Genomic DNA, 24321 nt, shown 5'->3' with positions numbered 1-24321 from the left:
GTTTTCCATATTTACTCGCTTTAACATAATCAATATTGATATGGTTGTTATTTCGGTGGTTTCAAACGAGATATTATGGTGATCTGGCAAATTTGCATAACATTAAAATTTAATTTATCTAATCGCTTTTAATAATAAGCGTTGTGTTTTATCCCAGCAATCTGTTGTTTGATTTTTATTTCATTAATGTAGGGGCTTTACACTGGAACCAGTTTATTTATACTTTATACGCCAGCCTGAACAACTGGCACCTGCTGCGCCAGCAGAGACAACCGATGGCGCACGATACCAAATTACACAATTCTGATGATTCTGCCGTCTTTGCCAGCAGGTGCGGACGGCGTTTTCACGCATTCAAATCGGACTGGTTCCAGCATTCTCCATGCACTGAAGAACAGGCTGAATGGTTAATTCATTGCTACCGCAGACGCGGATACGAGATTAAGAAAGCCCTCAGCCCCGATTATCGTCACTGGATAATCTACGTCAGGCTTCCTTATTCCGAACGCCCACCGCGTCAGTCCCGCACATTCCAGCAACGGATCTGGAGGTAACGTGCGGGTATTACTTCGACCTGTTCTGGTACCGGAACTTGGGCTGGTTATCGTTAAGCCAGGCCGTGAATCCATGCAGGTATTCCATAACGGCAGGGTGCTGGTGGAGCAGGAACCGAAAAACATGCGCGGTCTGCCGTCCGGAGTCGTTCCTGCCGTTCGCCAGCCGCTGGCGGAAGATAAAACATTGCTGCCGTTTTTCAGCGATGAGCGTGTGATTCGTGCTGCTGGCGGCGCTGGCGCACTGTCTGACTGGCTCCTGCGTCATGTTAAATCCTGCCAGTGGCCTCATGGAGACTATCACCACAGTGAAACCGTCATACATCGTTACGGTACCGGCGCAATGGTGTTGTGCTGGCACTGCGACAACCAGCTGCGCGACCAGACATCCGAATCACTCGGGCAGCTTGCTCAACAAAATCTGACAGCCTGGATGATTGACGTCATACGTCACGCAATAAGTGGTGCACAAGAACGGGAATTATCGCTGGCTGAATTATCCTGGTGGGCGCTCTGCAATCAGGTAGCGGACGCAATACCGGAGGCAGTATTACATCGTTCTCTGGGGTTACGCGCGGAAAAAATCCACTCAGTATACCGCGAGAGTGACATCATACCGGGAGAACAGACAGCCACCAGCATACTGAAGCAGCGCACAAAAAATTTTGCGCTGTTGCCTCACGCCCACCAGCAACAGAACCCACCACAGGAAAAGACGGTGGTCAGCATTGCCGTTGATCCGGAGTCACCGGAATCATTCATGAAGCGGCCTAAACGTCGCCGCTGGGTGAATGAGAAATACACGCGCTGGGTAAAGACACAGCCGTGTACATGTTGTTGTAAGCCAGCAGACGATCCCCATCACCTGATTGGTCACGGTCAGGGCGGAATGGGGACAAAAGCCCACGATATTTTTACGTTGCCGCTGTGCCGGGAACATCACAACGAACTTCATGCAGATCCGCAGGCGTTCGAAGAAAAGCATGGTTCTCAGGTTGATTTAATTTTTCGTTTTCTTGATCACGCCTTTGCAACGGGCGTACTCGGATAAAAGAGGTTACTGATGGGGATAGAATTTGTTTTGCCTTACCCTCCGACGGTGAATACCTACTGGCGTCGTCGTGGCAGCACATATTTTGTATCAAAAGCAGGGGAGCGTTATCGCCGGGATGTGGCGCTTATTGTTCGCCAGCAGCGACTGAAATTAAATCTGTCCGGAAGGCTGGCAATAAAAATTATTGCAGAGCCGCCGGATAAGCGCCGTCGTGACCTGGACAATATTCTGAAAGCACCACTGGATGCACTGACACATGCGGGACTGCTTATCGACGATGAGCAGTTTGATGAAGTTAATATTATGCGCGGTCAGGTTATTCCCGGTGGTCGGCTGGGGATAAAAATCACAGAACTGGAGTGCGCATGAATAACCAGTATTTACAGTTTGTGCGTGAGCAGCTCACGATCGCCACCGCTGATTTGAGTGGAGCAACAAAAGGTCAGCTTGAAGCCTGGCAGGAGAATGCCATGTTCAATACAGGGCGTTACAGACGTAAAAAAATCCGGTACCGCGATAAGGTCACTGGAAAAATAGTAACGCTGGATAATCCACCGATCCCGGGAAAGCAATCGCTGGCGAAAGGTTCATCAATTGCCCTGGTCAGTCCGGTTGAGTTTTCGACATCATCATGGCGACGCGCCGTTCTGTCTCTTGAAGAGCATCAGAAGGCGTGGGTGCTGTGGTGTTACAGCGGTAGCATTTGCTGGGAGTATAAGATCGCGATAACGCAGTGGGCGTGGACTGAATTTAATGCTCAATCCGGTACCAGAAAAATTGCAGGAAAAACTCTGGTGCGCCTGAAGACGTTGATCTGGTTGGCGGCGCAGGCGGTAAAAGCTGAGCTTTTTGGTGGGGAAGGTTATGAATACCAGGAACTGGCGTTACTGGTGGGAGTAACAACCAAAAACTGGTCCAAGACATTTACTGGTCACTGGGTTGCAATGAAACACATTTTTCATCGGCTGGATAGTGAAGCTTTATTGTTAGTGGAGAGAACACGTTCAAAACAAAAGGCGGCATTTTCATAGCAAAGTATTGCAAAAGTAGATTAAAACGCATATATTTCGTGTAAATCTGATATTTTGCTGTTTTTATACGTGATGGCAAAGCTAGTAAAACCCGCGACCGAGCGGGTTTTTTATCCCCCCAAAAAATGGCATAGACATTAAACGTGATGACGATTGTGCCAATACTTTCTCCATCAATGACGCCCCTTGACTGCATGGAATCCAATTTGTTATGTAATATGTGTTGATATTTTTGAGTTGTTAATGGTGTTACTATGAATGACAGTGCTCTGCTCAGAAACTCTTCACTTTTTGTTGCTTATATGGGCTGTCTAGGATGGGGAAGCGCTTATTTCTATGGATGGGGTACTTCATTTTACTATGGCTTTCCATGGTGGGTTGTCGGGGCTGGTGTCGATGATGTTGCACGAAGTTTGTTTTATGCTGTGACAGTTATCGTTATATTCCTTATTGGATGGGGAGTTGGTATTGTTTTCTTTTTGGGCATAAAACAAAAGCGCAATATACAAAATTTGAGTTTTATCCGGCTTTTTCTCGCGATATTGCTGCTTTTTATTCCACCTGTTCTGGAGTTTTCGGTAATTCATCAGCATGTTGAGCCAGATGTACTGATTTTCTGCATTCTTGCTGCCTTTACAATCACGCTTTTTGTCAGGTCTGGAAGAAGACTTGTTTCAGTCAAATGTTTTTCGGAAATGTCTTTTATTCGCCATCACCGAATTGAGTTCATGATGGCTGGGTTTATGATTTATTTCTGGGCATTCTCTCTTATTGCCGGTTGGTACAAACCACAGTTTAAGAGGGAATATCAGGTGATCCACTATGAGAATGTATGGTATTACATTATTGCGCGTTATGATGATCGTCTGGTGTTATCGAAATCATACAGGAGTGGGAGTAAGAAATTCGTTATATTTAATAGCGGAAATATTAATGATTTTGAAATTAATACAGTCAGAGTGCGTTAAAATTTCTTGAGTAACAAAGATTTTTACCGCCCGCCATTGAGAGGTTTTTTATGCCAGAAAAATGGTTCGGTACATAAAATGTGCAGGTGGTTATTAATACCGGTCTTTCAGCTTGCTGGCTTCTTCGACAAGAGTTATTGGTATGTCACGTTAACCAATAAAGAGAAAAAGACATGCTAAAACAGCAGGATATGACAGAAACAGCCAGAGTGGTGTTTAATGAATTAAGCGTCACTGAACCGGCAACAGTTGGGGAAATTGCGCAGAATACTTACCTTTCACGCGAACGCTGTCAGTTAATACTGACCCAGCTTGTTATGGCGGGTCTGGCAGATTATCAGTTCGGTTGTTACAGACGCCTTCCGCAGTGAAGGCTTTTTACTTTGTGGTAATGGGCGGCTGGTGGGTGTTAGCGGCACCTGCCAGCCATCTGCTCATGAATCGGGGTCACAAGCAAACCTCAGGCCCATCCGCTTTGCGCAAAAGCGGTATGAGCCTATCAGAGAAGTGCTTATTGATCTATGGTTGATACTGTAAAAATATCCAGTTGTGAGTTAATCAACACCGATTGCCTGGAATTTATCCAGACCTTATCGGAAAACTCTGTCGATCTTATAGTCACAGACCCGCCATATTTTAAAGTGAAGCCCGAGGGCTGGGATAACCAGTGGAAGGGAGACGATGATTACCTGAAATGGCTGGACCAGTGTCTGGCTCAGTTCTGGCGGGTACTGAAGCCTGCCGGAAGTCTTTACCTGTTTTGTGGTCATCGCCTGGCATCTGATATCGAAATCATGATGCGTGAGCGCTTTAATGTGCTGAACCACATTATCTGGGCGAAGCCGTCCGGACGCTGGAACGGGTGCAACAAAGAAAGCCTGCGGGCGTATTTCCCGGCAACAGAGCGCATTCTGTTTGCCGAACATTATCAGGGGCCATATCAGCCAAAAAATGCCGGCTATGCGGCAAAGGAGCGCGAGCTTAAACAACACGTCATGGCCCCGCTGATTTTTTACTTTCGTGATGCGCGTGAATCACTGGGAATAACGTCCAAACAGATAGCGGAAGCCACCGGAAAGAAAAACATGGTGTCGCACTGGTTTGGTACCAGTCAGTGGCAGTTACCGAACGAAGCTGATTACAGAAAACTGCAGGCGCTGTTCGCGCGTGTTGCAGAAGAAAAACACCAGCGTGGGGAGCTGGCAACGCCACACCAACTGCTGGTCAGCACATACAGTGAACTGAACCGGCAATATGCCAGTCTGCTTGAGGAATACAAATCTCTGCGGCGTTATTTTTCTGTATCGGCCGCCGTTCCTTATACGGATGTCTGGACGCATAAGCCCGTACAGTATTATCCGGGTAAGCATCCCTGCGAAAAACCGGCGGATATGTTGCGTCAGATAATTTCTGCCAGCAGTCGTCCGGGGGATGTGGTTGCGGATTTTTTTATGGGATCGGGGGCAACAATAAAAGCAGCAATGGGATTGGGGCGTCGCACGATTGGGGTTGAACTTGAGTCCGGGCGTTTTGAACAAACAGTTGGTGAAATATTGGTGCTGAACGATAAATTGCGAAATGCACAATTAGATAAGAACAGGAGCTAATCTTCGATTAATATCTAAGCCAAGCAGGATGCTTGGAAGTTCTGATATATTCTTATCGTTTTTCGGTATTTAAAACTGATTTTCGCTGGTTGCGAAAGCACGTGGTCGGGCACTGCGTTCACACATGCAGGAGGGTGTGAAGCCAGCTTTTTTGTGTGTATTCAGATGGCGTTCTGATTCTATAACGAGTTACGTGGACATCAGGGATGGAGAGAATAGGAACGCCATCTTAATACATTTTCCCCGTTTATTTGATATATATTCCGGATAAGGGATTAGGTCTGGTTTTTTATGTCATTCAATAACGCTCTTCTATACTGTATACAATACTTTATCCTGGCAGTGTGTTTAAAACCTGAACTTATCCTTTGTTTCGTTTATAGACAGAAGGGTTAATATCGACTTATCATCAGCAGGATGGCAACAGATGTGTAAGCAGCTGGTCACCAGTTATACTTCAGTGGTACTTCTGAGTGCTTCTCTCCGTGAAATGATTATCATCCAGATGGCAGGAGTAGAGTGAATATTGATGATATTTCCAGGTGCTCCAGCTTGTTGCAGCGTATTGAGGATGTTAATGCTGAACGAGCCAGGGCCTTTAGTCGTTTAACAGTTATATTTTCTACCCCTGATCGCCTTTCAGGAAAGAACATTGTTTTATTAAACAGTGATGCCATCCATAAGGTTTTTGATGAGTTCATGGCTGCTAATTCAGAATTGCTGGCTCTTGTTGAGGAATACAACGAGATAGCCAGCCGTGTAGGCATGGATGAGTTCATTGTCATGCTTCGTGGATAAAAACATGCTTCATATTTTCTGTTAGCTCGCTACGGCGAGCTTTTTTTGTATCTGAGCCACACCTGGCGCACATCAAAAACACAGAGCCTTTCAGGAGGTGCTTACGGGATTGTCAGTGTGACTTTCACTGTGGGCTGGTAACCATCTGGCGCAGGCTCGTCTACGCAAAGGAAAAGTCACGATGTTAGGTATTTTCAAAAAGAAAACCCGCAAGGCCATCACTGAAGTGAAGAAGATGGAGAACCGTGATGCGGTGGAGGCGACCGTCTGGGGCGCATATTCCATTGCATATGCCGACGGCACCTGCGACGCAAAAGAAATCGCAGTACTGGAGAAAACCATTGCTGCGCTTCCTGCTTTTGCACCGTTCTCTGGTGAGATTGCCCAGATGAGCGCCAATATCCGCGCCCGTTATGAAGCGTCACCGCGTAGTGCGAATGCGCATGCATTACGTGAGCTGGCTGATGTGGCGGGGACAACTGAGGCGGTTGACGTGCTTTGCCTCTGTCTGGATATCGCTGATCAGGATGGCATTGGTCCGGATGAAGAAGCGCAGCTCAAGAAAATTGCACAGGCGCTTCAGTTACCACTGGAGCAGTATCTGTGAAAAGTGCGGGCCTTGTGCTGGCTGCCATCCTGTTGTTTCTGGTAGTGGCAGTGGATTTCACTGGGCGGTTGATGTCGGTACTGGCTGATGGTGTGTTGGTGGGCGGGGAGGGGGCTCTTGCCGTTACACCGTAATGCAAAATAACAGCATACAAAAGGTATCGGTGATGGTTGTTATTGGTGTGGTTTATTAAAAAAGTGTAAGAAAATTATGAGCGTTGTAGTTGAACAAAATGGTGAAATTGTATGAGCTCGGCATAATGAAAGTTCTGAAGGTATTGCTGCACACGCTGTGTAAAGGACGGCACGCAACTGCGACTCGTTGCCGTCCTTGAGGACGCATTTACTCAGGCTAAAGGCGAGTTGCTATGCTGGGATGACGGAAATGGAGTGCCGAATAGCTGCACTTCCGCCTCCTAAATCAATTGTAATATTCCAGTAACCTGAATGCGGGACATGAAGGTGGGCCGGTAATCTCTGAAAAAAACCGCCACCACCGTGATGATGAAAGCTTCTTGCGTTGCGGTAGTTATTAAAGTTTGTATCTGTCATCAGCAAAATATTGCACTGATGAGAGCAGTCAACCACTACCGTATCTCCTGCATTTAAATGCATTCTTTTATGTAAAAACTGCATGTAATTTCCCTGATCAGAGGTAATCAGCCATCCCTCTTTCTCTATGATGAGCCAGCGTCCCACCACTGGCGGGCTGAATGCTTAACATATCCAGGGTTCAGAAAACGGTAAACCCTGATAAATATCCATATCTTCAAACGTTAATAAAATGTCAGTTACGGGGCCGCTGATGGTCCTTTTTATTTACAGGAGAATAAATATGTCTGAACCCTTATCCGGTTCCGGCACTGCTGTGGCGCTCGGCGGGGCGACGGTATTCGGGCTGTTTACCGGGACGGATTTCGGGATTGTATTTGGTGCGTTCGCTGGTGCGTTATTTGTGGCAACAATGCCGCAGACACTTTCAGCCTGGCGTGTGGCTGCACATTTTCTGGTGTCCTTTATTGTTGGTGTGCTTGGGGCCCGTGGTGTGGCCGGTTACATGGCGGAACGTATTGGGTTTAACAGTGCTTCCGTTGATGCGTTGTGTGCGGTCCTGGTGTCGGTGCTCTCAGTAAAAGTCCTGTCATTCATCCACCAGCAGGAGATTACATCACTGGTATCCGGTCTGTTCTCCCGTCAGCGTGGAGGAGGTGGTGGTAATGACAAATAATCTTCCAGGATTACTGAATGCGGCGTTATGTACGGTTATCGTGCTGACGCTTTTTTTCTACCGCAGAAAAGAGTCACGACACAAACCGCTGATATCGTGGTGCGCCTGGTGTCTGATGCTGTTGTATGCGATAACGCCGTTAAGTTATCTCTGTGGTCATCCGTTGCCGGCAGACTGGCTGGTGGTGATGCTGAACCTGGTATTTGGTGTCATGGTAGTGCGTGCGCGCGGTAATGTTTCAAAAATTTTTGCTTTCCTGAGTGGCTGATATGAAATCGAGAGATGAAATTTTTGATGAAATCCTCGGAAAAGAGGGGGGTTATGTCAGTCATCCTGACGATACAGGCGGAGCGACGAAGTGGGGAATTACTGAAAAAGTGGCGCGCGCGCATGGTTACCGTGGTGATATGCGTGATTTGAGCCGCGGGCAGGCTCTGGAAATCCTTGAGGCGGACTATTGGTATGGACCTCGTTTTGACCAGGTGGCAAACCTGTCTCCTGATATTGCTGCAGAACTGTGTGATACCGGGGTAAACATGGGGCCGTCGGTAGCCACAAAAATGCTTCAGCGCTGGCTGAATGTGTTTAATCAGAAGGGAATGCTGTATCCGGACATAGTTACAGACGGGGGGATCGGGCCGCGAACCATTAATGCGTTACGTTCTTATCTGAAAAATCGCGGCAGGGATGGCGAACTGGTACTGGTGAAAGCCCTGAACTGTACGCAGGGTGAGCGTTATCTGGCGCTGGCAGAGAAACGCGAGGCTAACGAGTCGTTTGTCTATGGCTGGATGAAAGAGCGCGTTGGTTTATAAACTCATCGAAAAGGTCACTTCGGTGGCTTTTTTATTGTTCAAAAAACGAAAGAACGGAGGTACGTATGTACGCACTGAAAAAGATTACGGTAACTGAAGATGGTCGTCAGGTTGAGGAAGTGCATGTCCTGGGGGGATATGTATCGTATGGAGTTTTACCCGCGTAATACCCATCTGGCAGCAAAAATTGAGTATTGCCGGAACGGGAATATTTCATGTTTGCAGGTAGAGAAAACGGATGAGGCTTATATCACTACGCTGAACGGCGATACGATGCGTTGCATCTGTCGCGGCGACAGTAAAGCCCGGAATGAAATGGCCAGATGTCGTACTCATACCAGTGAATAACAAGTAAAACCCCGGCGGCTGAAACAACCAAGGGGTTAACAGTGTAAATAAAACTGCCCATATTGATGGGCAGCGCATGTAATTATTGTGAGCAATAGACCCGAGCTTCAAGCGGAGTATAAATGCCTAAAGTAATAAAACCGAGCAATCCATTTACGAATGTTTGCTGGGTTTCAGTTTTAACAACTTTATCTGCGCCACCACAAATTTTGGCTGCATCGACAGTTTTCTTCTGACCAATTCCTGAAACGAAGAAATGATGAGTGATGGTTTCCTTCGGTGTTACTGTTGTAGGTTTGTTTTCAACTGTAAACGTCTGTTGAGCACATCCAGAGATAAGCAGCGCCAGTGTGAAAGTGAGTAGCGTTTTTTTCATCGTGTGATTCCCGTTGTGTTTTTAAGTTTGGTGCATCGTATTTGTGGAAATTTAAACAAAACCTAAACAATGAGTTGAAATCTCATATTGTTAATGTTTATTAAAGTATGCCAGATGTGCTGTATCTTTACTGTATACCCAGATTAACTATGGCCACAGCACCGACTGGTAACTCCTGTGTGGGAGTGCCGGCTACTGAGGCGGATCAAACCGGACGTTATGGTTTAGCGTGGAAAAATTTGAGTCGTGTTCTGGATGCTTTCGGTAAACAATAATGAGTTGTCAAAGGTATAGTAATATCTTTTGTGTTCGTGGATATTTGTAACCCATCGGAAAACTCCAGCTTTAGCCAGATTTACCCTGTATTCATGAAATGTGATTTCTCTTGATTTCAACTTATGAAGGTAAGTTTCTATAAGTCGCGTGTCTCTGCAAAAGCTAACATGAATAACATCATGGAAACCTTTTATTAACACCGTGTTATCGCTCTCAAATACAATGTGAATATTACCTGTGGCTAAATAGTAAATGTAATGTGAGACATTGTGGCGTTTTAGTTCAGAGTAAAACCGGTCACAGTTTAAATCTTTCCGCACTTGATCAAATATTTCTTTAAAAATGGCAACCTGAGCCATCAGTATCCCCTTGTATATGATATGAGGGGCGTAGTCTGCATGAGTGCTTTTAATACTGCAATCTGGTCAGATGTCTTTATCGTATATTGATGATTATTGTCGGATAGTATGAGGTTTTCTCAACTCATGGAAATACCGGAAGGTGCGAAAATTACTAAGTAAGAAGAGTTACAGAAGCCCTTCATACAGTGAAGGGCTTCTGTAATCTTAGAAATAAAAAACCGGTCATAGGGAGCTACACAGAACCGGTCGGCGAAGACCGCCAATACCACCCATGCATCGATGTAACATACTAATGACAATAGCTGCTATTGATGTAAATGCAATGTTATGCATCGACGAAAATAAAAAACCGGCAGGGGAAATCCATTGAAGACTTGCCGGTGGCAAAAGTTGCCAATGCTTTTATAACCGTAGTCACAGAGTTACGAAGTGCAACACCGAATGCTGCTGGTATATGGATGAATGGCGTTTCAATGATGTGCATCATTCAAATCACAAATAGTATTGATACTTATTCTCGGTTTTGCGGGTCCTTTCCGGTGATCCGGCAGGCTACGGGGCGGCGACCTCGCGGTTTTTCACTATTTATGAAAATTTTTCAGGGAAAATCGTGTCGGTACTTCTCGAATATAACTTTTTGTTTTTTTTAATATTTCATCCGTAAAGGTCCGACATGAAAGTGTCCGAAAATGCCTTTTTCTGGCGTTTTCATGTCGGGCCTTGTATTTGATAATGGGTTGTTTTCATGAAGGTTAATAAAAAGAGGCTTGCCGAAATTTTCAACGTGGACCCGCGGACGATTGAACGCTGGCAGTCTCAGGGACTCCCTTGCGCCTCCAAAGGTAGTAAGGGCATTGAATCTGTATTTGATACTGCCATGGCAATTCAGTGGTATGCGCAGAGGGAAACTGATATCGAAAACGAAAAGCTCCGCAAAGAACTGGACGATTTGCGTGCGGCAGCGGAGTCAGATTTACAACCCGGCACCATTGACTATGAACGCTACAGGCTCACAAAAGCGCAGGCAGATGCGCAGGAACTGAAAAATGCCCGTGAAGACGGAGTAGTGCTGGAAACTGAACTGTTTACCTTCATTCTGCAACGTGTGGCACAGGAGATTTCGGGGATACTTGTGCGTGTGCCGTTGACATTACAGCGTAAATATCCGGACATTTCACCATCACACCTTGATGTGGTGAAAACTGAAATCGCGAAAGCCTCCAATGTTGCAGCTAAGGCCGGTGAAAACGTGGGCGGGTGGATCGATGATTTCAGACGCGCAGAAGGCAGCTAATGCAGCCGGTGCGATAGCTACAGGGCTTTTATCTCTCATTATTCCTGTTCCACTGACGACAGTTCAGTGGGCCAATAAACATTATTACCTTCCTAAAGAGTCGTCTTATACCCCGGGGCGGTGGGAAACACTGCCGTTTCAGGTTGGCATCATGAACTGTATGGGCAACGATCTGATTCGCACGGTTAACCTGATTAAATCTGCCCGTGTTGGTTATACAAAGATGTTGCTGGGAGTGGAGGCTTATTTTATTGAGCATAAATCACGCAACAGCCTTCTTTTTCAGCCCACGGACTCAGCTGCTGAAGATTTTATGAAATCTCATGTTGAGCCAACGATAAGGGATGTTCCTGCATTGCTGGAGCTGGCTCCATGGTTCGGAAGAAAACACCGCGATAATACGCTCACCCTGAAGCGTTTTTCCTCCGGTGTGGGGTTCTGGTGTCTGGGTGGTGCGGCAGCAAAAAACTACCGTGAAAAATCCGTGGATGTGGTCTGTTATGACGAGCTTTCCTCGTTCGAACCGGATGTTGAAAAAGAGGGTTCGCCAACCCTGCTGGGGGATAAACGTATTGAGGGCTCTGTATGGCCAAAATCCATTCGCGGCTCGACGCCTAAAATCAAAGGCTCCTGCCAGATCGAAAAAGCCGCTAACGAGTCGGCACACTTCATGCGTTTTTATGTGCCCTGTCCGCACTGTGGGGAGGAGCAGTATCTGAAATTTGGCGATGATGCCTCGCCTTTCGGTCTTAAGTGGGAGAAGAATAAGCCAGAGAGTGTTTTCTACCTTTGTGAGCATCATGGCTGTGTGATCCATCAGTCTGAGCTTGACCAGAGTAACGGGCGGTGGATCTGTGAAAACACGGGCATGTGGACCCGTGACGGCCTGATGTTTTTCAGCGCCCGGGGTGATGAAATTCCGCCGCCGCGCTCCATCACTTTCCATATCTGGACGGCGTACAGTCCGTTCACCACATGGGTACAGATTGTCTATGACTGGCTGGATGCACTGAAAGATCCCAACGGCCTGAAAACCTTTGTGAACACCACGCTGGGCGAGACCTGGGAAGAGGCCGTGGGCGAAAAACTCGATCACCAGGTACTGATGGATAAGGTTGTGCGTTACACGGCGGCGGTGCCTGCCCGGGTGGTTTATCTGACGGCGGGCATTGACTCGCAGCGAAACCGTTTTGAGATGTATGTCTGGGGATGGGCTCCGGGAGAGGAAGCCTTTCTGGTGGATAAAATCATCATTATGGGGCGTCCCGATGAGGAAGAGACGCTGTTACGTGTGGATGCGGCGATCAACAAAAAATACCGCCATGCAGACGGAACCGAAATGACTATTTCTCGTGTCTGCTGGGACATCGGGGGGATCGATGGCGAAATCGTTTATCAGAGGTCAAAAAAACACGGTGTTTTCCGGGTGCTGCCGATAAAAGGCGCATCTGTCTATGGCAAGCCGGTGATCACCATGCCAAAAACCCGCAATCAGCGGGGCGTGTATCTGTGTGAAGTGGGGACGGACACCGCAAAAGAAATTCTCTATGCCCGTATGAAAGCCGATCCCACGCCTGTGGATGAAGCCACGTCGTATGCCATCCGTTTTCCTGATGATCCGGAGATTTTTTCGCAGACAGAGGCGCAGCAACTGGTCGCGGAAGAGCTTGTGGAGAAGTGGGAAAAAGGAAAGATGCGTCTGCTGTGGGATAACAAAAAGCGGCGTAACGAAGCGCTGGACTGCCTGGTGTATGCCTACGCGGCATTACGTGTGTCCGTGCAACGCTGGCAGCTTGATCTGGCTGTACTGGCAAAATCCCGGGAAGAAGAGACGACCCGGCCAACCCTTAAAGAACTGGCAGCGAAGCTGTCCGGAGGAGTGAATGGTTACAGTCGCTGAACTGCAGGCGCTGCGTCAGGCGCGCCTTGATTTATTAACCGGTAAACGGGTGGTGTCTGTCCAGAAAGATGGTCGCAGAATTGAATATACGGCGGCTTCTCTGGATGAGCTTAACCGGGCGATCAATGATGCGGAGTCGGTACTGGGGACAACCCGGCGTCGCCGTCGTCCGCTGGGAGTGAGGTTATGAAACGAACGCCTGTCCTGATTGATGTGAACGGCGTTCCGCTTCGTGAGAGTCTCAGCTACAACGGGGGCGGTGCAGGATTTGGCGGGCAAATGGCTGAGTGGTTGCCACCGGCGCAGAGTGCCGATGCGGCCCTGCTGCCCGCGTTGCGTCTGGGGAATGCCCGGGCAGATGATCTGGTGCGCAATAACGGAATAGCGGCTAATGCGGTGGCTCTGCATAAGGATCACATTGTCGGGCATATGTTTCTGATCAGCTACCGTCCGAACTGGCGCTGGCTGGGGATGCGGGAGACCGCAGCAAAAAGCTTTGTCGATGAGGTGGAGGCGGCCTGGTCGGAATACGCCGAAGGGATGTTTGGCGAGATCGACGTGGAAGGAAAACGCACGTTCACGGAATTTATCCGTGAAGGTGTGGGCGTTCATGCGTTTAACGGCGAAATCTTTGTGCAGCCGGTCTGGGATACGGAAACCACGCAGTTATTCCGTACGCGTTTTAAAGCCGTGAGTCCGAAACGGGTGGACACGCCTGGACACGGTATGGGGAACCGTTTTCTGCGGGCCGGTGTGGAGGTCGATCGATATGGCCGTGCCGTCGCGTACCATATCTGTGAGGATGATTTTCCGTTCTCTGGTAGTGGACGATGGGAACGGATCCCGCGTGAACTTCCCACCGGGCGTCCGGCCATGCTGCATATTTTCGAGCCGGTGGAGGACGGGCAGACCCGTGGGGCTAATCAGTTTTACAGCGTCATGGAACGGCTGAAGATGCTCGATTCCCTGCAGGCAACACAGCTTCAGTCGGCCATAGTGAAGGCGATGTATGCAGCGACGATTGAAAGTGAACTTGATACCGAAAAGGCCTTTGAATATATCGCCGGCGCGCCACAGGAGCAGAAGGATAATCCGCTTATTAATATTCTGGAGAAGTTCTCCAGCTGGTATGACACGAATAACGTGACACTGGGCGGTGTCAAAATTCCGCACCTTTTCCCTGGTGATGATCTGAAACTACAGACTGCGCAGGATTCAGACAATGGATTTTCTGCGCTTGAACAGGCGCTGCTGCGGTATATCGCCGCCGGTCTTGGCGTTTCCTACGAACAGTTGTCCCGTGATTACTCGAAGGTCAGTTACTCAAGTGCCCGCGCCTCCGCCAATGAGTCGTGGCGCTATTTTATGGGGCGGCGAAAATTTATTGCGGCCCGGCTGGCCACGCAGATGTTTTCCTGCTGGCTGGAAGAGGCACTTCTTCGGGGGATTATTCGTCCGCCACGGGCACGTTTTGATTTTTATCAGGCGCGATCAGCCTGGTCACGGGCAGAGTGGATTGGTGCCGGAAGAATGGCCATTGACGGGCTCAAGGAAGTCCAGGAATCAGTGATGCGCATTGAGGCCGGACTGAGCACGTATGAGAAAGAGCTGGCGCTGATGGGCGAGGATTATCAGGACATTTTCCGCCAGCAGGTCAGGGAATCTGCTGAGCGGCAAAAAGCCGGACTCTCACGTCCGGTGTGGATAGCGCAGGCGTATCAGCAGCAGATAGCGGAGAGTCGCAGGCCGGAAGAGGAGACAACACCACGTGAGACGTAATCTTTCACACATTATTGCCGCAGCATTCAATGAACCGCTGCTTCTGGAGCCCGCCTATGCGCGGGTTTTCTTTTGCGCGCTCGGGCGCGAGATGGGGGCAGCAAGTCTTTCGGTACCACAACAGCAGGTACAGTTTGATGCTCCCGGAATGCTGGCTGAAACGGACGAGTACATGGCCGGAGGTAAACGACCTGCCCGTGTTTACAGGGTGGTGAACGGTATTGCTGTACTGCCGGTGACCGGCACGCTGGTGCACCGGCTGGGTGGTATGCGGCCATTTTCCGGAATGACAGGCTATGACGGTATTGTCGCCTGTCTTCAGCAGGCAATGGCGGATAGCCAGGTGCGGGGCGTACTGCTGGACATTGACAGTCCGGGTGGGCAGGCCGCCGGCGCGTTTGACTGCGCTGACATGATTTACCGCCTCCGTCAGCAGAAGCCGGTCTGGGCACTGTGCAATGACACGGCCTGTTCTGCAGCCATGCTGCTGGCGTCGGCCTGCTCCCGACGGCTGGTTACCCAGACATCCCGTATCGGTTCCATTGGCGTGATGATGAGCCATGTCAGCTATGCCGGTCATCTGGCGCAGGCCGGTGTGGATATCACGCTGATTTACTCAGGGGCGCACAAGGTGGATGGCAATCAGTTTGAAGCGTTGCCGGCAGAGGTTCGCCAGGACATGCAGCAGCGGATTGATGCGGCGCGCCGGATGTTTGCCGAAAAAGTGGCGATGTTTACCGGTCTGTCTGTTGATGCAGTCACGGGAACAGAGGCCGCCGTTTTTGAAGGTCAGTCCGGCATTGAGGCCGGGCTGGCGGATGAATTAATCAATGCGTCGGATGCCATCAGTGTGATGGCCACGGCGCTGAACAGTAATGTCAGAGGAGGCACTATGCCGCAATTAACTGCAACGGAAGCCGCCGCGCAGGAGAACCAGCGAGTGATGGGGATCCTGACATGCCAGGAAGCGAAAGGACGTGAACAGCTTGCCACGATGCTGGCAGGACAACAGGGCATGAGCGTTGAACAGGCCCGGGCGATTCTGGCCGCGGCGGCACCGCAGCAGCCGGTGGCATCCACGCAGAGTGAAGCCGATCGCATTATGGCGTGTGAAGAAGCGAACGGTCGTGAACAACTGGCGGCAACACTGGCGGCGATGCCGGAGATGACGGTGGAAAAAGCCCGCCCGATCCTGGCTGCTTCACCGCAGGCGGATGCCGGACCATCACTCCGTGATCAGATCATGGCACTGGATGAGGCAAAAGGGGCTGAGGTGCAGGCTGAACAGCTGGCTGCCTGCCCGGGAATGACTGTGGAGAGCGCCCGGGCTGTGCTGGCTGCGGGATCAGGTAAGGCAGAACCGGTCTCTGCATCCACAACCGCCATGTTTGAACATTTCATGGCGAACCATTCACCGGCAGCGGTACAGGGTGGCGTGCCACAGACGTCAGCAGATGGTGATGCGGACGTGAAAATGCTCATGGCCATGCCATGAAGCCAGTGCTGACCATCAACAGGAGGTTTTTACAATATGGTGACGAAAACCATCACTGAACAGCGTGCGGAAGTACGTATTTTTGCCGGTAATGATCCGGCTCATACCGCCACAGGCAGCAGCGGGATTTCCTCGCCAACACCGGCACTGACGCCCCTGATGCTGGATGAAGCCACCGGGAAACTGGTGGTCTGGGACGGACAGAAAGCCGGTAGTGCGGTTGGCATACTGGTACTGCCGCTTGACGGCACAGAGACGGCGCTGACGTATTACAAGTCGGGAACCTTTGCGACGGAGGCAATCCACTGGCCTGAAAGTGTGGATGAACACAAAAAGGCCAACGCCTTTGCTGGCAGTGCCCTGAGTCACGCGGCGCTGCCGTAACACGTTATCAGGCCACCGCGGTGGCCTGACTGATTTCTGAATGAAAGGAACTGATTTATGGGATTGTTTACGACCCGCCAGTTACTCGGTTATACCGAACAAAAAGTTAAATTTCGTGCGCTGTTTCTGGAGCTGTTTTTCCGCCGTACGGTGAATTTCCATACCGAAGAGGTGATGCTGGACAAAATTACCGGAAAAACGCCGGTGGCGGCCTATGTCTCCCCGGTTGTTGAAGGAAAAGTGCTGCGTCATCGTGGTGGTGAAACCCGCGTGTTGCGTCCGGGCTACGTCAAGCCGAAACACGAATTTAATTACCAGCAGGCGGTTGAGCGCCTTCCTGGTGAAGATCCATCTCAACTGAATGATCCGGCTTACCGCCGTCTGCGTATCATTACCGATAACCTCAAACAGGAAGAGCACGCGATTGTCCAGGTGGAAGAAATGCAGGCGGTAAATGCTGTGTTGTATGGCAAATACACCATGGAAGGAGACCAGTTCGAGAAAATTGAGGTCGATTTTGGCAGGTCGACGAAGAATAACATCACTCAGGGTAGTGGTAAGGAGTGGTCAAAACAGGATCGTGACACGTTCGATCCTACACATGATATTGACCTCTACTGCGACCAGGCCAGCGGTCTTGTGAATATTGCCATTATGGACGGTACCGTCTGGCGTCTTCTGAATGGTTTTAAGCTGTTCCGCGAAAAACTGGATACCCGTCGCGGTTCAAATTCTCAACTCGAAACGGCAGTGAAAGATCTGGGCGCAGTGGTGTCCTTCAAGGGGTATTACGGCGATCTGGCCATTGTGGTGGCGAAAACGTCTTATATAGCAGAAGACGGTATCGAAAAACGTTATCTTCCAGATGGCATGCTGGTTCTGGGGAATACTGCTGCAGATGGGATCCGTTGTTACGGTGCCATTCAGGATGCTCAGGCGTTGTCCGAAGGTGTGGTGGCCTCTTCCCGTTATCCGAAACACTGGCTGACGGTAGGGGATCCCGCCCGTGAATTTACCATGACGCAGTCCGCGCCGCTGATGGTGTTGCCGGATCCGGATGAGTTTGTGGTGGTACAGGTGAAATAATCCGTGAGCGGGGGCGAAATGCCCCCGTGTCTTTTTTCACAGGGGGCTGATATGGCAACGAAAGAGCAAAATCTGAAACGGCTTGATGAACTGGCCCTGATTCTGGGGCGTGAGCCGGATATATCCGGGAGTGCCGCAGAGATAGCGCAGCGGGTGGCAGAATGGGAAGAGGAAATGCAGTCATCCGGCGATGATGTACAGGTTATGAATATGGATATCCGGGAGCGGGAAACCGCGGCTCATGATGTTCGTGAGGAAACATCCGGCGCGTTAACGCGCATCAGAGTTCTGACCTGCCTCCATCTCTGTGGCGTTGATGGTGAAACGGGGGAATCCGTTGAGCTTGCGGATGTTGGTCGGGTGATTCTGATTATGTCCTCAGATGCAAAAACACACGTTGATGGTGGAATGGCTGTTTATGCGTGATTTTCAGAATGCCTTTGATGCCGCCCTTGCCGGGGTGGACAGTACGATTGTTGAAGTGATGGGCATCAGTGCGCAGTTCACCTCCGGTGCACAGCGTGGCGGCGAGGTTCATGGCGTTTTTGACGATCCGGAGTCGCTGGGTTTTGCCAGTAGTGGGATCCGTATTGAAGGAAGTAACCCGTCATTATTTGTGCTTACGGATACGGTTTGTGCTGTACGGCGTGGTGACACGCTGACCATTAACGGCGAGATGTTCTGGGTGGACCGTGTTTCTCCGGATGACGGAGGGAGTTGTTATCTCTGGCTCAACCGGGGGCAACCACCTGCCGCCAGCCGTCGTCGCTGAAAGGGGGATGTATGGCCATACAGGGTCTTGAGCAGGCCGTTGAAAACCTCAGCCGTATCAGCAGAACGGCGGTGCCCGGTGCCGCCGCAATGGCCATTAACCGCGTTGCTTCATCCGCGATATCGCAGTCGGCGTCACAGGTTGCCCGTGAGACAAAGGTACGCCGGAAACTGGTAAAGGAAAGGGCCAGGCTGAAAAGGGCCACGGTCAAAAATCCGCAGGCCAGAATCAAAGTTAACCGGGGGGATTTGCCCGTAATCAAGCTGGGTAATGCGCGGGTTGTCCTTTCGCGCCGCAGGCGTCGTAAAAAGGGGCAGCGTTCATCCCTGAAAGGTGGCGGCAGCGTGCTTGTGGTGGGTAACCGTCGTATTCCCGGCGCGTTTATTCAGCAACTGAAAAATGGCCGGTGGCATGTCATGCAGCGTGTGGCCGGGAAAAACCGTTACCCCATTGATGTGGTGAAAATCCCGATGGCGGTGCCGCTGACCACGGCGTTTAAACAAAATATTGAGCGGATACGGCGTGAACGTCTTCCGAAAGAGCTGGGCTATGCGCTGCAGCATCAACTGAGGATGGTAATAAAGCGATGAAACATACTGAACTCCGTGCAGCCGTACTGGATGCACTGGAGAAGCATGACACCGGGGCGACGTTTTTTGATGGTCGCCCCGCTGTTTTTGATGAGGCGGATTTTCCGGCAGTTGCCGTTTATCTCACCGGCGCTGAATACACGGGCGAAGAGCTGGACAGCGATACCTGGCAGGCGGAGCTGCATATCGAAGTTTTCCTGCCTGCTCAGGTACCGGATTCAGAGCTGGATTCGTGGATGGAGTCCCGGATTTATCCGGTGATGAGCGATATCCCGGCACTGTCAGATTTGCTCACCAGTATGGTGGCCAGTGGCTATGACTACCGGCGCGACGATGATGCGGGCCTGTGGAGTTCTGCCGATCTGACTTATGTCATTACCTATGAAATGTGAGGACGATATGCCTGTACCAAATCCAGCAATACCGGTGAAAGGTGCCGGGACCACCCTGTGGGTTTATAACGGGAGCGGCGACCCTTATGCGAACCCGCTTTCAGACGTTGACTGGTCGCGTCTGGCTAAAGTTAAAGACCTGACGCCCGGCGAACTGACCGCTGAGTCCTATGACGACAGTTATCTCGATGATGAAGATGCGGACTGGACCGCGACCGGGCAGGGGCAGAAATCCGCCGGAGATACCAGCTTCACGCTGGCGTGGATGCCCGGAGAGCAGGGGCAGCAGGCGCTGCTGGCGTGGTTTAATGAAGGTGATACCCGTGCCTATAAAATCCGCTTCCCGAACGGCACGGTCGATGTGTTCCGTGGCTGGGTCAGCAGTATCGGTAAGGCGGTGACGGCGAAGGAAGTGATCACCCGTACGGTGAAGGTCACCAATGTGGGCCGTCCGTCAATGGCAGAAGATCGCAGTACGGTGACGGCGGCAACCGGTATGACTGTGACGCCTGCCAGCTCCTCGGTGGTGAAAGGGCAGAGCACCACGCTGACCGTGGCATTCCAGCCGGAGGGCGCAACTGACAAGAGCTTCCGTGCGGTGTCAGCGGATAAAACAAAAGCCACCGTGTCGGTCAGTGGTATGACCATCACCGTGAAAGGCGTTGCTGCAGGTAAGGTCAACATTCCGGTTGTATCCGGTAATGGTGAACTTGCTGCGGTTGCAGAAATCACTGTCACCGACAGTTAATCCGGAGAGTCAGCGATGTTCCTGAAAACCGAATCATTTGAACATAACGGCGTGACCGTCACGCTTTCTGAACTGTCAGCCCTGCAGCGTATTGAGCATCTCGCCCTGATGAAACGGCAGGCAGAACAGGCGGAGTCAGACAGCAACCGGAAGTTTACTGTGGAAGACGCCATCAGAACCGGCGCGTTTCTGGTGGCGATGTCCCTGTGGCATAACCATCCGCAGAAGACGCAGATGCCGTCCATGAATGAAGCCGTTAAACAGATTGAGCAGGAAGTGCTTACCACCTGGCCTACAGAGGCAATTTCTCATGCTGAAAACGTGGTGTACCGGTTGTCTGGTATGTATGAGTTTGTGGTGAATAATGCCCCTGAACAGACAGAGGACGCCGGGCCCGCAGAGCCTGTTTCTGCGGGAAAGTGTTCGACGGTGAGCTGAGTTTTGCCCTGAAACTGGCGCGTGAGATGGGGCGACCCGACTGGCGTGCCATGCTTGCCGGGATGTCATCCACGGAGTATGCCGACTGGCACCGCTTTTACAGTACCCATTATTTTCATGATGTTCTGCTGGATATGCACTTTTCCGGGCTGACGTACACCGTGCTCAGCCTGTTTTTCAGCGATCCGGATATGCATCCGCTGGATTTCAGTCTGCTGAACCGGCGTGAGGCTGACGAAGAGCCTGAAGATGATGTGCTGATGCAGAAAGCGGCAGGGCTTGCCGGAGGTGTCCGCTTTGGCCCGGACGGGAATGAAGTTATCCCTACTTCCCCGGATGTGGCGGACATGACGGAGGATGACGTAATGCTGATGACAGTATCAGAAGGGATCGCAGGAGGAGTCCGGTATGGCTGAACCGGTAGGCGATCTGGTCGTTGATTTGAGTCTGGATGCGGCCAGATTTGACGAGCAGATGGCCAGAGTCAGGCGTCATTTTTCCGGTACGGAAAGTGATGCGAAAAAAACAGCGGCAGTCGTTGAACAGTCGCTGAGCCGACAGGCGCTGGCTGCACAGAAAGCGGGGATTTCCGTCGGGCAGTATAAAGCCGCCATGCGTATGCTGCCTGCACAGTTCACCGACGTGGCCACGCAGCTTGCAGGCGGGCAAAGTCCGTGGCTGATCCTGCTGCAACAGGGGGGGCAGGTGAAGGACTCCTTCGGCGGGATGATCCCCATGTTCAGGGGGCTTGCCGGTGCGATCACCCTGCCGATGGTGGGGGCCACCTCGCTGGCGGTGGCGACCGGTGCGCTGGCGTATGCCTGGTATCAGGGCAACTCAACCCTGTCCGATTTCAACAAAACGCTGGTCCTTTCCGGCAATCAGGCGGGACTGACGGCAGATCGTATGCTGGTCCTGTCCAGAGCCGGGCAGGCGGCAGGGCTGACGTTTAACCAGACCAGCGAGTCACTCAGCGCACTGGTTAAGGCGGGGGTAAGCGGTGAGGCTCAGATTGCGTCCATCAGCCAGAGTGTGGCGCGTTTCTCCTCTGCATCCGGCGTGGAGGTGGACAAGGTCGCTGAAGCCTTCGGGAAGCTGACCACAGACCCGACGTCGGGGCTGACGGCGATGGCACGCCAGTTCCATAACGTGACGGCGGAGCAGATTGCGTATGTTGCTCAGTTGCAGCGTTCCGGCGATGAAGCCGGGGCATTGCAGGCGGCGAACGAGGCCGCAACGAAAGGGTTTGATGACCAGACCCGCCGCCTGAAAGAGAACATGGGCACGCTGGAGACCTGGGCAGACAGGACAGCGCGGGCATTCAAATCCATGTGGGATGCGGTGCTGGATATTGGTCGTCCTGATACCGCGCAGGAGATGCTGATTAAGGCAGAGGCTGCGTTTAAGAAAGCAGACGACATCTGGAATCTGCGCAAGGATGATTATTTTGTTAACGATGAAGCGCGGGCGCGTTACTGGGATGATCGTGAAAAGGCCCGTCTTGCGCTTGAAGCCGCCCGAAAGAAGGCTGAGCAGCAGACTCAACAGGACAAAAATGCGCAGCAGCAGAGCGATACCGAAGCGTCACGGCTGAAATATACCGAAGAGGCGCAGAAGGCTTACGAACGGCTGCAGACGCCGCTGGAGAAATATACCGCCCGTCAGGAAGAACTGAACAAGGCACTGAAAGACGGGAAAATCCTGCAGGCAGATTACAACACGCTGATGGCGGCGGCGAAAAAGGATTATGAAGCGACGCTGAAAAAGCCGAAACAGTCCGGCGTGAAGGTGTCTGCGGGCGATCGTCAGGAAGACAGTGCTCATGCTGCCCTGCTGACGCTTCAGGCTGAACTCCGGACGCTGGAGAAGCATGCCGGAGCAAATGAGAAAATCAGCCAGCAGCGCCGGGATTTGTGGAAGGCGGAGAGTCAGTTCGCGGTACTGGAGGAGGCGGCACAACGTCGCCAGCTGTCCGCACAGGAGAAATCCCTGCTGGCGCATAAAGATGAGACGCTGGAGTACAAACGCCAGCTGGCTGCACTTGGCGATAAGGTCACGTATCAGGAGCGCCTGAATGCGCTGGCGCAGCAGGCGGATAAATTCGCACAGCAGCAACGGGCAAAACGGGCCGCCATTGATGCGAAAAGCCGGGGGCTGACTGACCGGCAGGCAGAACGGGAAGCCACAGAACAGCGCCTGAATGAACAGTATGGCGATAATCCGCTGGCGCTGAATAACGTCATGTCAGAGCAGAAAAAGACCTGGGCGGCTGAAGACCAGCTTCGCGGGAACTGGATGGCAGGCCTGAAGTCCGGCTGGAGTGAGTGGGAAGAGAGCGCCACGGACAGTATGTCGCAGGTAAAAAGTGCAGCCACGCAGACCTTTGATGGTATTGCACAGAATATGGCGGCGATGCTGACCGGCAGTGAGCAGAACTGGCGCAGCTTCACCCGTTCCGTGCTGTCCATGATGACAGAAATTCTGCTTAAGCAGGCAATGGTGGGGATTGTCGGGAGTATCGGCAGCGCCATTGGCGGGGCTGTTGGTGGCGGCGCATCCGCGTCAGGCGGTACAGCCATTCAGGCCGCTGCGGCGAAATTCCATTTTGCAACCGGAGGGTTTACGGGAACCGGCGGCAAATATGAGCCAGCGGGGATTGTTCACCGTGGTGAGTTTGTCTTCACGAAGGAGGCAACCAGCCGGATTGGCGTGGGGAATCTTTACCGGCTGATGCGCGGCTATGCCACCGGCGGTTATGTCGGTACACCGGGCAGCATGGCAGACAGCCGGTCGCAGGCGTCCGGGACGTTTGAGCAGAATAACCATGTGGTGATTAACAACGACGGCACGAACGGGCAGATAGGGCCACAGGCGCTGAAGGCTGTTTATGACGTAGCCCGTAAGGCGGCAATGGATGTTGTGACCGGGCAGATGCGCGATGGTGGTCTGTTCTCCGGAGGTGGACGATGAAAACCTTCCGCTGGAAAGTGAAACCCGGGATGGATGTGACATCGGCTCCTTCCGTCAGGGAGGTGCGCTTTGGTGATGGCTATTCCCAGCGAGCGCCTGCCGGGCTGAACGCTGACCTGAAAACGTACAGCGTGACGCTGTCTGTCTCCCGTGAGGAGGCCACGGCGCTGGAGTCGTTTCTGGCAGAGCACGGAGGCTGGAAGGCCTTTCTGTGGACGCCGCCTTATGGTTACAGGAAGATAAAGGTGACCTGCGCAAAATGGTCGTCGCAGGTCAGTATGCTGCGTGTTGAGTTCAGCGCAGAGTTTAAACAGGTGGTGAACTGATGCAGGATATCCGGCAGGAAACACTGAATGAATGCACCCGTGCGGAGCAGTCGGCCAGCGTGGTGCTCTGGGAAATCGATCTGACAGAGGTCGGTGGAGAACGTTATTTTTTCTGTAATGAGCA

General features: G+C 51.4%; 32 protein-coding genes and 2 pseudogenes. 31 read left to right on the top strand and 3 right to left on the bottom strand.

The features are described from left to right. Window positions 1-275 precede the first annotated feature (275 nt). From AACU19_RS05320 to AACU19_RS05275, 10 genes are all read left to right on the top strand, one after another. The gene (locus tag AACU19_RS05320; RefSeq protein WP_001360700.1) at window positions 276-554 is read left to right on the top strand and encodes a hypothetical protein; all 279 of its coding nucleotides are present in this window, start codon (window positions 276-278) and stop codon (window positions 552-554) included. Window position 555: 1 nt separating this feature from the next. Continuing rightward, on the top strand, window positions 556-1605 hold the full coding sequence (locus AACU19_RS05315; protein WP_069914484.1) for a DUF968 domain-containing protein: 1050 nt from the start codon (window positions 556-558) through the stop codon (window positions 1603-1605). Between the two features lie 12 nt (window positions 1606-1617). Beyond that, window positions 1618-1977 carry a RusA family crossover junction endodeoxyribonuclease gene (locus AACU19_RS05310; protein ID WP_069914483.1) on the top strand — a complete coding sequence of 120 codons (360 nt, stop codon included), beginning with the start codon at window positions 1618-1620 and terminating at the stop codon, window positions 1975-1977. Then, window positions 1974-2639, top strand: coding sequence for a bacteriophage antitermination protein Q (locus AACU19_RS05305; protein ID WP_105278769.1), 666 nt, complete (start codon window positions 1974-1976; stop codon window positions 2637-2639). Before AACU19_RS05310 ends, AACU19_RS05305 begins: the two co-directional genes overlap by 4 nt. 254 nt (window positions 2640-2893) lie before the next feature. Next, entirely contained in the window at window positions 2894-3607 is a 714-nt protein-coding gene (locus tag AACU19_RS05300) for a hypothetical protein (RefSeq protein ID WP_105278768.1), read from the top strand. Between the two features lie 173 nt (window positions 3608-3780). Further along, window positions 3781-3978: a hypothetical protein gene (locus tag AACU19_RS05295; RefSeq protein ID WP_000917767.1), complete on the top strand. Its 198-nt coding sequence runs from the start codon at window positions 3781-3783 to the stop codon at window positions 3976-3978. Between the two features lie 150 nt (window positions 3979-4128). Then, window positions 4129-5214 carry a DNA-methyltransferase gene (locus tag AACU19_RS05290; RefSeq protein ID WP_047671474.1) on the top strand — a complete coding sequence of 362 codons (1086 nt, stop codon included), beginning with the start codon at window positions 4129-4131 and terminating at the stop codon, window positions 5212-5214. Window positions 5215-5733: 519 nt separating this feature from the next. Continuing rightward, complete coding sequence (locus tag AACU19_RS05285) at window positions 5734-6012, top strand: hypothetical protein (RefSeq protein ID WP_047671475.1); 279 nt, start codon at window positions 5734-5736, stop codon at window positions 6010-6012. A 181-nt stretch (window positions 6013-6193) separates the two neighbouring features. Then, window positions 6194-6619 (top strand): tellurite resistance TerB family protein, encoded by a 426-nt coding sequence (locus AACU19_RS05280; RefSeq protein WP_000900603.1) that lies wholly within the window; start codon window positions 6194-6196, stop codon window positions 6617-6619. After that, window positions 6616-6753, top strand: a complete 138-nt coding sequence (locus AACU19_RS05275) for a DUF3927 family protein (protein ID WP_000833497.1) — start codon at window positions 6616-6618, stop codon at window positions 6751-6753. The genes AACU19_RS05280 and AACU19_RS05275 overlap by 4 nt, the downstream gene beginning before the upstream one ends. Window positions 6754-6984: 231 nt before the next feature. Here AACU19_RS05275 and AACU19_RS05270 read toward each other — a convergent pair whose 3' ends face one another. Continuing rightward, window positions 6985-7254 (bottom strand): DUF1883 domain-containing protein, encoded by a 270-nt coding sequence (locus tag AACU19_RS05270; protein ID WP_001315537.1) that lies wholly within the window; start codon window positions 7252-7254, stop codon window positions 6985-6987. A 199-nt stretch (window positions 7255-7453) separates the two neighbouring features. On the opposite strand from AACU19_RS05270, the gene AACU19_RS05265 reads away from it, so the two are divergent. The 4 genes and pseudogenes from AACU19_RS05265 (at window position 7454) to AACU19_RS05250 (ending at window position 9009) form a co-directional block, all read left to right on the top strand. Then, window positions 7454-7846, top strand: a complete 393-nt coding sequence (locus AACU19_RS05265; RefSeq protein WP_001294588.1) for a putative holin — start codon at window positions 7454-7456, stop codon at window positions 7844-7846. Next, on the top strand, window positions 7836-8114 hold the full coding sequence (locus AACU19_RS05260; RefSeq protein ID WP_000183782.1) for a phage holin family protein: 279 nt from the start codon (window positions 7836-7838) through the stop codon (window positions 8112-8114). The genes AACU19_RS05265 and AACU19_RS05260 overlap by 11 nt, the downstream gene beginning before the upstream one ends. A gap of 1 nt (window position 8115) precedes the next feature. Continuing rightward, entirely contained in the window at window positions 8116-8661 is a 546-nt protein-coding gene (locus tag AACU19_RS05255; RefSeq protein ID WP_000842164.1) for a glycoside hydrolase family 108 protein, read from the top strand. Between the two features lie 65 nt (window positions 8662-8726). Then, a pseudogene (locus tag AACU19_RS05250) lies at window positions 8727-9009 on the top strand (hypothetical protein). An 82-nt stretch (window positions 9010-9091) separates the two neighbouring features. On the opposite strand, the gene AACU19_RS05245 reads toward AACU19_RS05250, so the two are convergent. Both AACU19_RS05245 and AACU19_RS05240 read right to left on the bottom strand, forming a co-directional pair. After that, window positions 9092-9385 (bottom strand): Bor family protein, encoded by a 294-nt coding sequence (locus tag AACU19_RS05245; RefSeq protein ID WP_000753188.1) that lies wholly within the window; start codon window positions 9383-9385, stop codon window positions 9092-9094. A 224-nt stretch (window positions 9386-9609) separates the two neighbouring features. Continuing rightward, the gene (locus AACU19_RS05240) at window positions 9610-10020 is read right to left on the bottom strand and encodes a DUF1398 family protein (protein WP_000079499.1); all 411 of its coding nucleotides are present in this window, start codon (window positions 10018-10020) and stop codon (window positions 9610-9612) included. 748 nt (window positions 10021-10768) lie between these two features. Here AACU19_RS05240 and AACU19_RS05235 point away from each other — a divergent pair. The 17 genes and pseudogenes from AACU19_RS05235 to AACU19_RS05155 all read left to right on the top strand — a co-directional run. After that, entirely contained in the window at window positions 10769-11317 is a 549-nt protein-coding gene (locus AACU19_RS05235; protein WP_000867568.1) for a terminase small subunit, read from the top strand. After that, on the top strand, window positions 11289-13217 hold the full coding sequence (locus tag AACU19_RS05230; RefSeq protein WP_001349605.1) for a phage terminase large subunit family protein: 1929 nt from the start codon (window positions 11289-11291) through the stop codon (window positions 13215-13217). The genes AACU19_RS05235 and AACU19_RS05230 overlap by 29 nt, the downstream gene beginning before the upstream one ends. Continuing rightward, entirely contained in the window at window positions 13201-13407 is a 207-nt protein-coding gene (locus tag AACU19_RS05225; protein ID WP_000259002.1) for a phage head-tail joining protein, read from the top strand. The genes AACU19_RS05230 and AACU19_RS05225 overlap by 17 nt, the downstream gene beginning before the upstream one ends. Further along, window positions 13404-14996 (top strand): phage portal protein, encoded by a 1593-nt coding sequence (locus tag AACU19_RS05220; protein ID WP_000831760.1) that lies wholly within the window; start codon window positions 13404-13406, stop codon window positions 14994-14996. The genes AACU19_RS05225 and AACU19_RS05220 overlap by 4 nt, the downstream gene beginning before the upstream one ends. Beyond that, a complete protein-coding gene (locus tag AACU19_RS05215) occupies window positions 14986-16491 on the top strand; it encodes a S49 family peptidase (RefSeq protein WP_001253910.1) in 1506 nt (501 codons plus the stop codon). Before AACU19_RS05220 ends, AACU19_RS05215 begins: the two co-directional genes overlap by 11 nt. Before the next feature lie 36 nt (window positions 16492-16527). Next, window positions 16528-16875: a head decoration protein gene (locus AACU19_RS05210; protein WP_024237999.1), complete on the top strand. Its 348-nt coding sequence runs from the start codon at window positions 16528-16530 to the stop codon at window positions 16873-16875. Window positions 16876-16932: 57 nt separating this feature from the next. Then, window positions 16933-17961 carry a major capsid protein gene (locus AACU19_RS05205; protein WP_000522651.1) on the top strand — a complete coding sequence of 343 codons (1029 nt, stop codon included), beginning with the start codon at window positions 16933-16935 and terminating at the stop codon, window positions 17959-17961. Window positions 17962-18012: 51 nt separating this feature from the next. Continuing rightward, window positions 18013-18387: a DNA-packaging protein FI gene (gpFI, locus tag AACU19_RS05200; protein ID WP_000201530.1), complete on the top strand. Its 375-nt coding sequence runs from the start codon at window positions 18013-18015 to the stop codon at window positions 18385-18387. Continuing rightward, complete coding sequence (locus tag AACU19_RS05195; RefSeq protein WP_001204540.1) at window positions 18380-18733, top strand: head-tail joining protein; 354 nt, start codon at window positions 18380-18382, stop codon at window positions 18731-18733. Before gpFI ends, AACU19_RS05195 begins: the two co-directional genes overlap by 8 nt. A gap of 11 nt (window positions 18734-18744) precedes the next feature. Further along, window positions 18745-19323, top strand: a complete 579-nt coding sequence (locus AACU19_RS05190; RefSeq protein WP_069914480.1) for a phage tail protein — start codon at window positions 18745-18747, stop codon at window positions 19321-19323. Further along, window positions 19320-19715 carry a phage minor tail U family protein gene (locus AACU19_RS05185; RefSeq protein ID WP_000683113.1) on the top strand — a complete coding sequence of 132 codons (396 nt, stop codon included), beginning with the start codon at window positions 19320-19322 and terminating at the stop codon, window positions 19713-19715. The genes AACU19_RS05190 and AACU19_RS05185 overlap by 4 nt, the downstream gene beginning before the upstream one ends. A gap of 7 nt (window positions 19716-19722) precedes the next feature. Beyond that, window positions 19723-20463 (top strand): phage tail protein, encoded by a 741-nt coding sequence (locus tag AACU19_RS05180; protein WP_001345558.1) that lies wholly within the window; start codon window positions 19723-19725, stop codon window positions 20461-20463. Between the two features lie 15 nt (window positions 20464-20478). After that, window positions 20479-20901 carry a phage tail assembly chaperone G gene (gpG, locus tag AACU19_RS05175; protein ID WP_000479153.1) on the top strand — a complete coding sequence of 141 codons (423 nt, stop codon included), beginning with the start codon at window positions 20479-20481 and terminating at the stop codon, window positions 20899-20901. Continuing rightward, window positions 20883-21317 carry a phage tail assembly protein T gene (locus AACU19_RS05170; protein ID WP_000459458.1) on the top strand — a complete coding sequence of 145 codons (435 nt, stop codon included), beginning with the start codon at window positions 20883-20885 and terminating at the stop codon, window positions 21315-21317. The genes gpG and AACU19_RS05170 overlap by 19 nt, the downstream gene beginning before the upstream one ends. Then, on the top strand, window positions 21310-23871 hold the full coding sequence (locus tag AACU19_RS05165; RefSeq protein ID WP_032218144.1) for a phage tail tape measure protein: 2562 nt from the start codon (window positions 21310-21312) through the stop codon (window positions 23869-23871). Before AACU19_RS05170 ends, AACU19_RS05165 begins: the two co-directional genes overlap by 8 nt. Further along, complete coding sequence (locus AACU19_RS05160; protein WP_000847396.1) at window positions 23868-24197, top strand: phage tail protein; 330 nt, start codon at window positions 23868-23870, stop codon at window positions 24195-24197. The genes AACU19_RS05165 and AACU19_RS05160 overlap by 4 nt, the downstream gene beginning before the upstream one ends. Continuing rightward, window positions 24197-24321 (top strand): annotated as a pseudogene (locus tag AACU19_RS05155) (phage minor tail protein L); the annotation flags it as partial. The gene AACU19_RS05160 and the pseudogene AACU19_RS05155, both read left to right, overlap by 1 nt.

It is taken from the genome of Escherichia sp. MOD1-EC4550, assembly GCF_963876935.1.
Classification (GTDB): Bacteria; Pseudomonadota; Gammaproteobacteria; order Enterobacterales; family Enterobacteriaceae; genus Escherichia; species Escherichia coli_F.
The sequence above is the reverse complement of the archived record's forward strand: the minus strand, read 5'-3'. Positions and strand labels throughout refer to the sequence as shown.

What these genes read in the sequence shown, in the direction of transcription:
- AACU19_RS05320 (WP_001360700.1), top strand. Translation starts at nt 276, where the DNA reads ATGGCGCACGATACCAAATTACACAATTCTGATGATTCTGCCGTCTTT.
- AACU19_RS05310 (WP_069914483.1), top strand. Translation starts at nt 1,618, where the DNA reads ATGGGGATAGAATTTGTTTTGCCTTACCCTCCGACGGTGAATACCTAC.
- AACU19_RS05305 (WP_105278769.1), top strand. Translation starts at nt 1,974, where the DNA reads ATGAATAACCAGTATTTACAGTTTGTGCGTGAGCAGCTCACGATCGCC.
- AACU19_RS05300 (WP_105278768.1), top strand. Translation starts at nt 2,894, where the DNA reads ATGAATGACAGTGCTCTGCTCAGAAACTCTTCACTTTTTGTTGCTTAT.
- AACU19_RS05295 (WP_000917767.1), top strand. Translation starts at nt 3,781, where the DNA reads ATGCTAAAACAGCAGGATATGACAGAAACAGCCAGAGTGGTGTTTAAT.
- AACU19_RS05290 (WP_047671474.1), top strand. Translation starts at nt 4,129, where the DNA reads ATGGTTGATACTGTAAAAATATCCAGTTGTGAGTTAATCAACACCGAT.
- AACU19_RS05280 (WP_000900603.1), top strand. Translation starts at nt 6,194, where the DNA reads ATGTTAGGTATTTTCAAAAAGAAAACCCGCAAGGCCATCACTGAAGTG.
- AACU19_RS05270 (WP_001315537.1), bottom strand. Translation starts at nt 7,254, where the DNA reads ATGCAGTTTTTACATAAAAGAATGCATTTAAATGCAGGAGATACGGTA.
- AACU19_RS05265 (WP_001294588.1), top strand. Translation starts at nt 7,454, where the DNA reads ATGTCTGAACCCTTATCCGGTTCCGGCACTGCTGTGGCGCTCGGCGGG.
- AACU19_RS05260 (WP_000183782.1), top strand. Translation starts at nt 7,836, where the DNA reads ATGACAAATAATCTTCCAGGATTACTGAATGCGGCGTTATGTACGGTT.
- AACU19_RS05255 (WP_000842164.1), top strand. Translation starts at nt 8,116, where the DNA reads ATGAAATCGAGAGATGAAATTTTTGATGAAATCCTCGGAAAAGAGGGG.
- AACU19_RS05245 (WP_000753188.1), bottom strand. Translation starts at nt 9,385, where the DNA reads ATGAAAAAAACGCTACTCACTTTCACACTGGCGCTGCTTATCTCTGGA.
- AACU19_RS05240 (WP_000079499.1), bottom strand. Translation starts at nt 10,020, where the DNA reads ATGGCTCAGGTTGCCATTTTTAAAGAAATATTTGATCAAGTGCGGAAA.
- AACU19_RS05235 (WP_000867568.1), top strand. Translation starts at nt 10,769, where the DNA reads ATGAAGGTTAATAAAAAGAGGCTTGCCGAAATTTTCAACGTGGACCCG.
- AACU19_RS05230 (WP_001349605.1), top strand. Translation starts at nt 11,289, where the DNA reads ATGATTTCAGACGCGCAGAAGGCAGCTAATGCAGCCGGTGCGATAGCT.
- AACU19_RS05225 (WP_000259002.1), top strand. Translation starts at nt 13,201, where the DNA reads ATGGTTACAGTCGCTGAACTGCAGGCGCTGCGTCAGGCGCGCCTTGAT.
- AACU19_RS05220 (WP_000831760.1), top strand. Translation starts at nt 13,404, where the DNA reads ATGAAACGAACGCCTGTCCTGATTGATGTGAACGGCGTTCCGCTTCGT.
- AACU19_RS05210 (WP_024237999.1), top strand. Translation starts at nt 16,528, where the DNA reads ATGGTGACGAAAACCATCACTGAACAGCGTGCGGAAGTACGTATTTTT.
- AACU19_RS05205 (WP_000522651.1), top strand. Translation starts at nt 16,933, where the DNA reads ATGGGATTGTTTACGACCCGCCAGTTACTCGGTTATACCGAACAAAAA.
- gpFI (WP_000201530.1), top strand. Translation starts at nt 18,013, where the DNA reads ATGGCAACGAAAGAGCAAAATCTGAAACGGCTTGATGAACTGGCCCTG.
- AACU19_RS05195 (WP_001204540.1), top strand. Translation starts at nt 18,380, where the DNA reads ATGCGTGATTTTCAGAATGCCTTTGATGCCGCCCTTGCCGGGGTGGAC.
- AACU19_RS05190 (WP_069914480.1), top strand. Translation starts at nt 18,745, where the DNA reads ATGGCCATACAGGGTCTTGAGCAGGCCGTTGAAAACCTCAGCCGTATC.
- AACU19_RS05185 (WP_000683113.1), top strand. Translation starts at nt 19,320, where the DNA reads ATGAAACATACTGAACTCCGTGCAGCCGTACTGGATGCACTGGAGAAG.
- AACU19_RS05180 (WP_001345558.1), top strand. Translation starts at nt 19,723, where the DNA reads ATGCCTGTACCAAATCCAGCAATACCGGTGAAAGGTGCCGGGACCACC.
- gpG (WP_000479153.1), top strand. Translation starts at nt 20,479, where the DNA reads ATGTTCCTGAAAACCGAATCATTTGAACATAACGGCGTGACCGTCACG.
- AACU19_RS05165 (WP_032218144.1), top strand. Translation starts at nt 21,310, where the DNA reads ATGGCTGAACCGGTAGGCGATCTGGTCGTTGATTTGAGTCTGGATGCG.
- AACU19_RS05160 (WP_000847396.1), top strand. Translation starts at nt 23,868, where the DNA reads ATGAAAACCTTCCGCTGGAAAGTGAAACCCGGGATGGATGTGACATCG.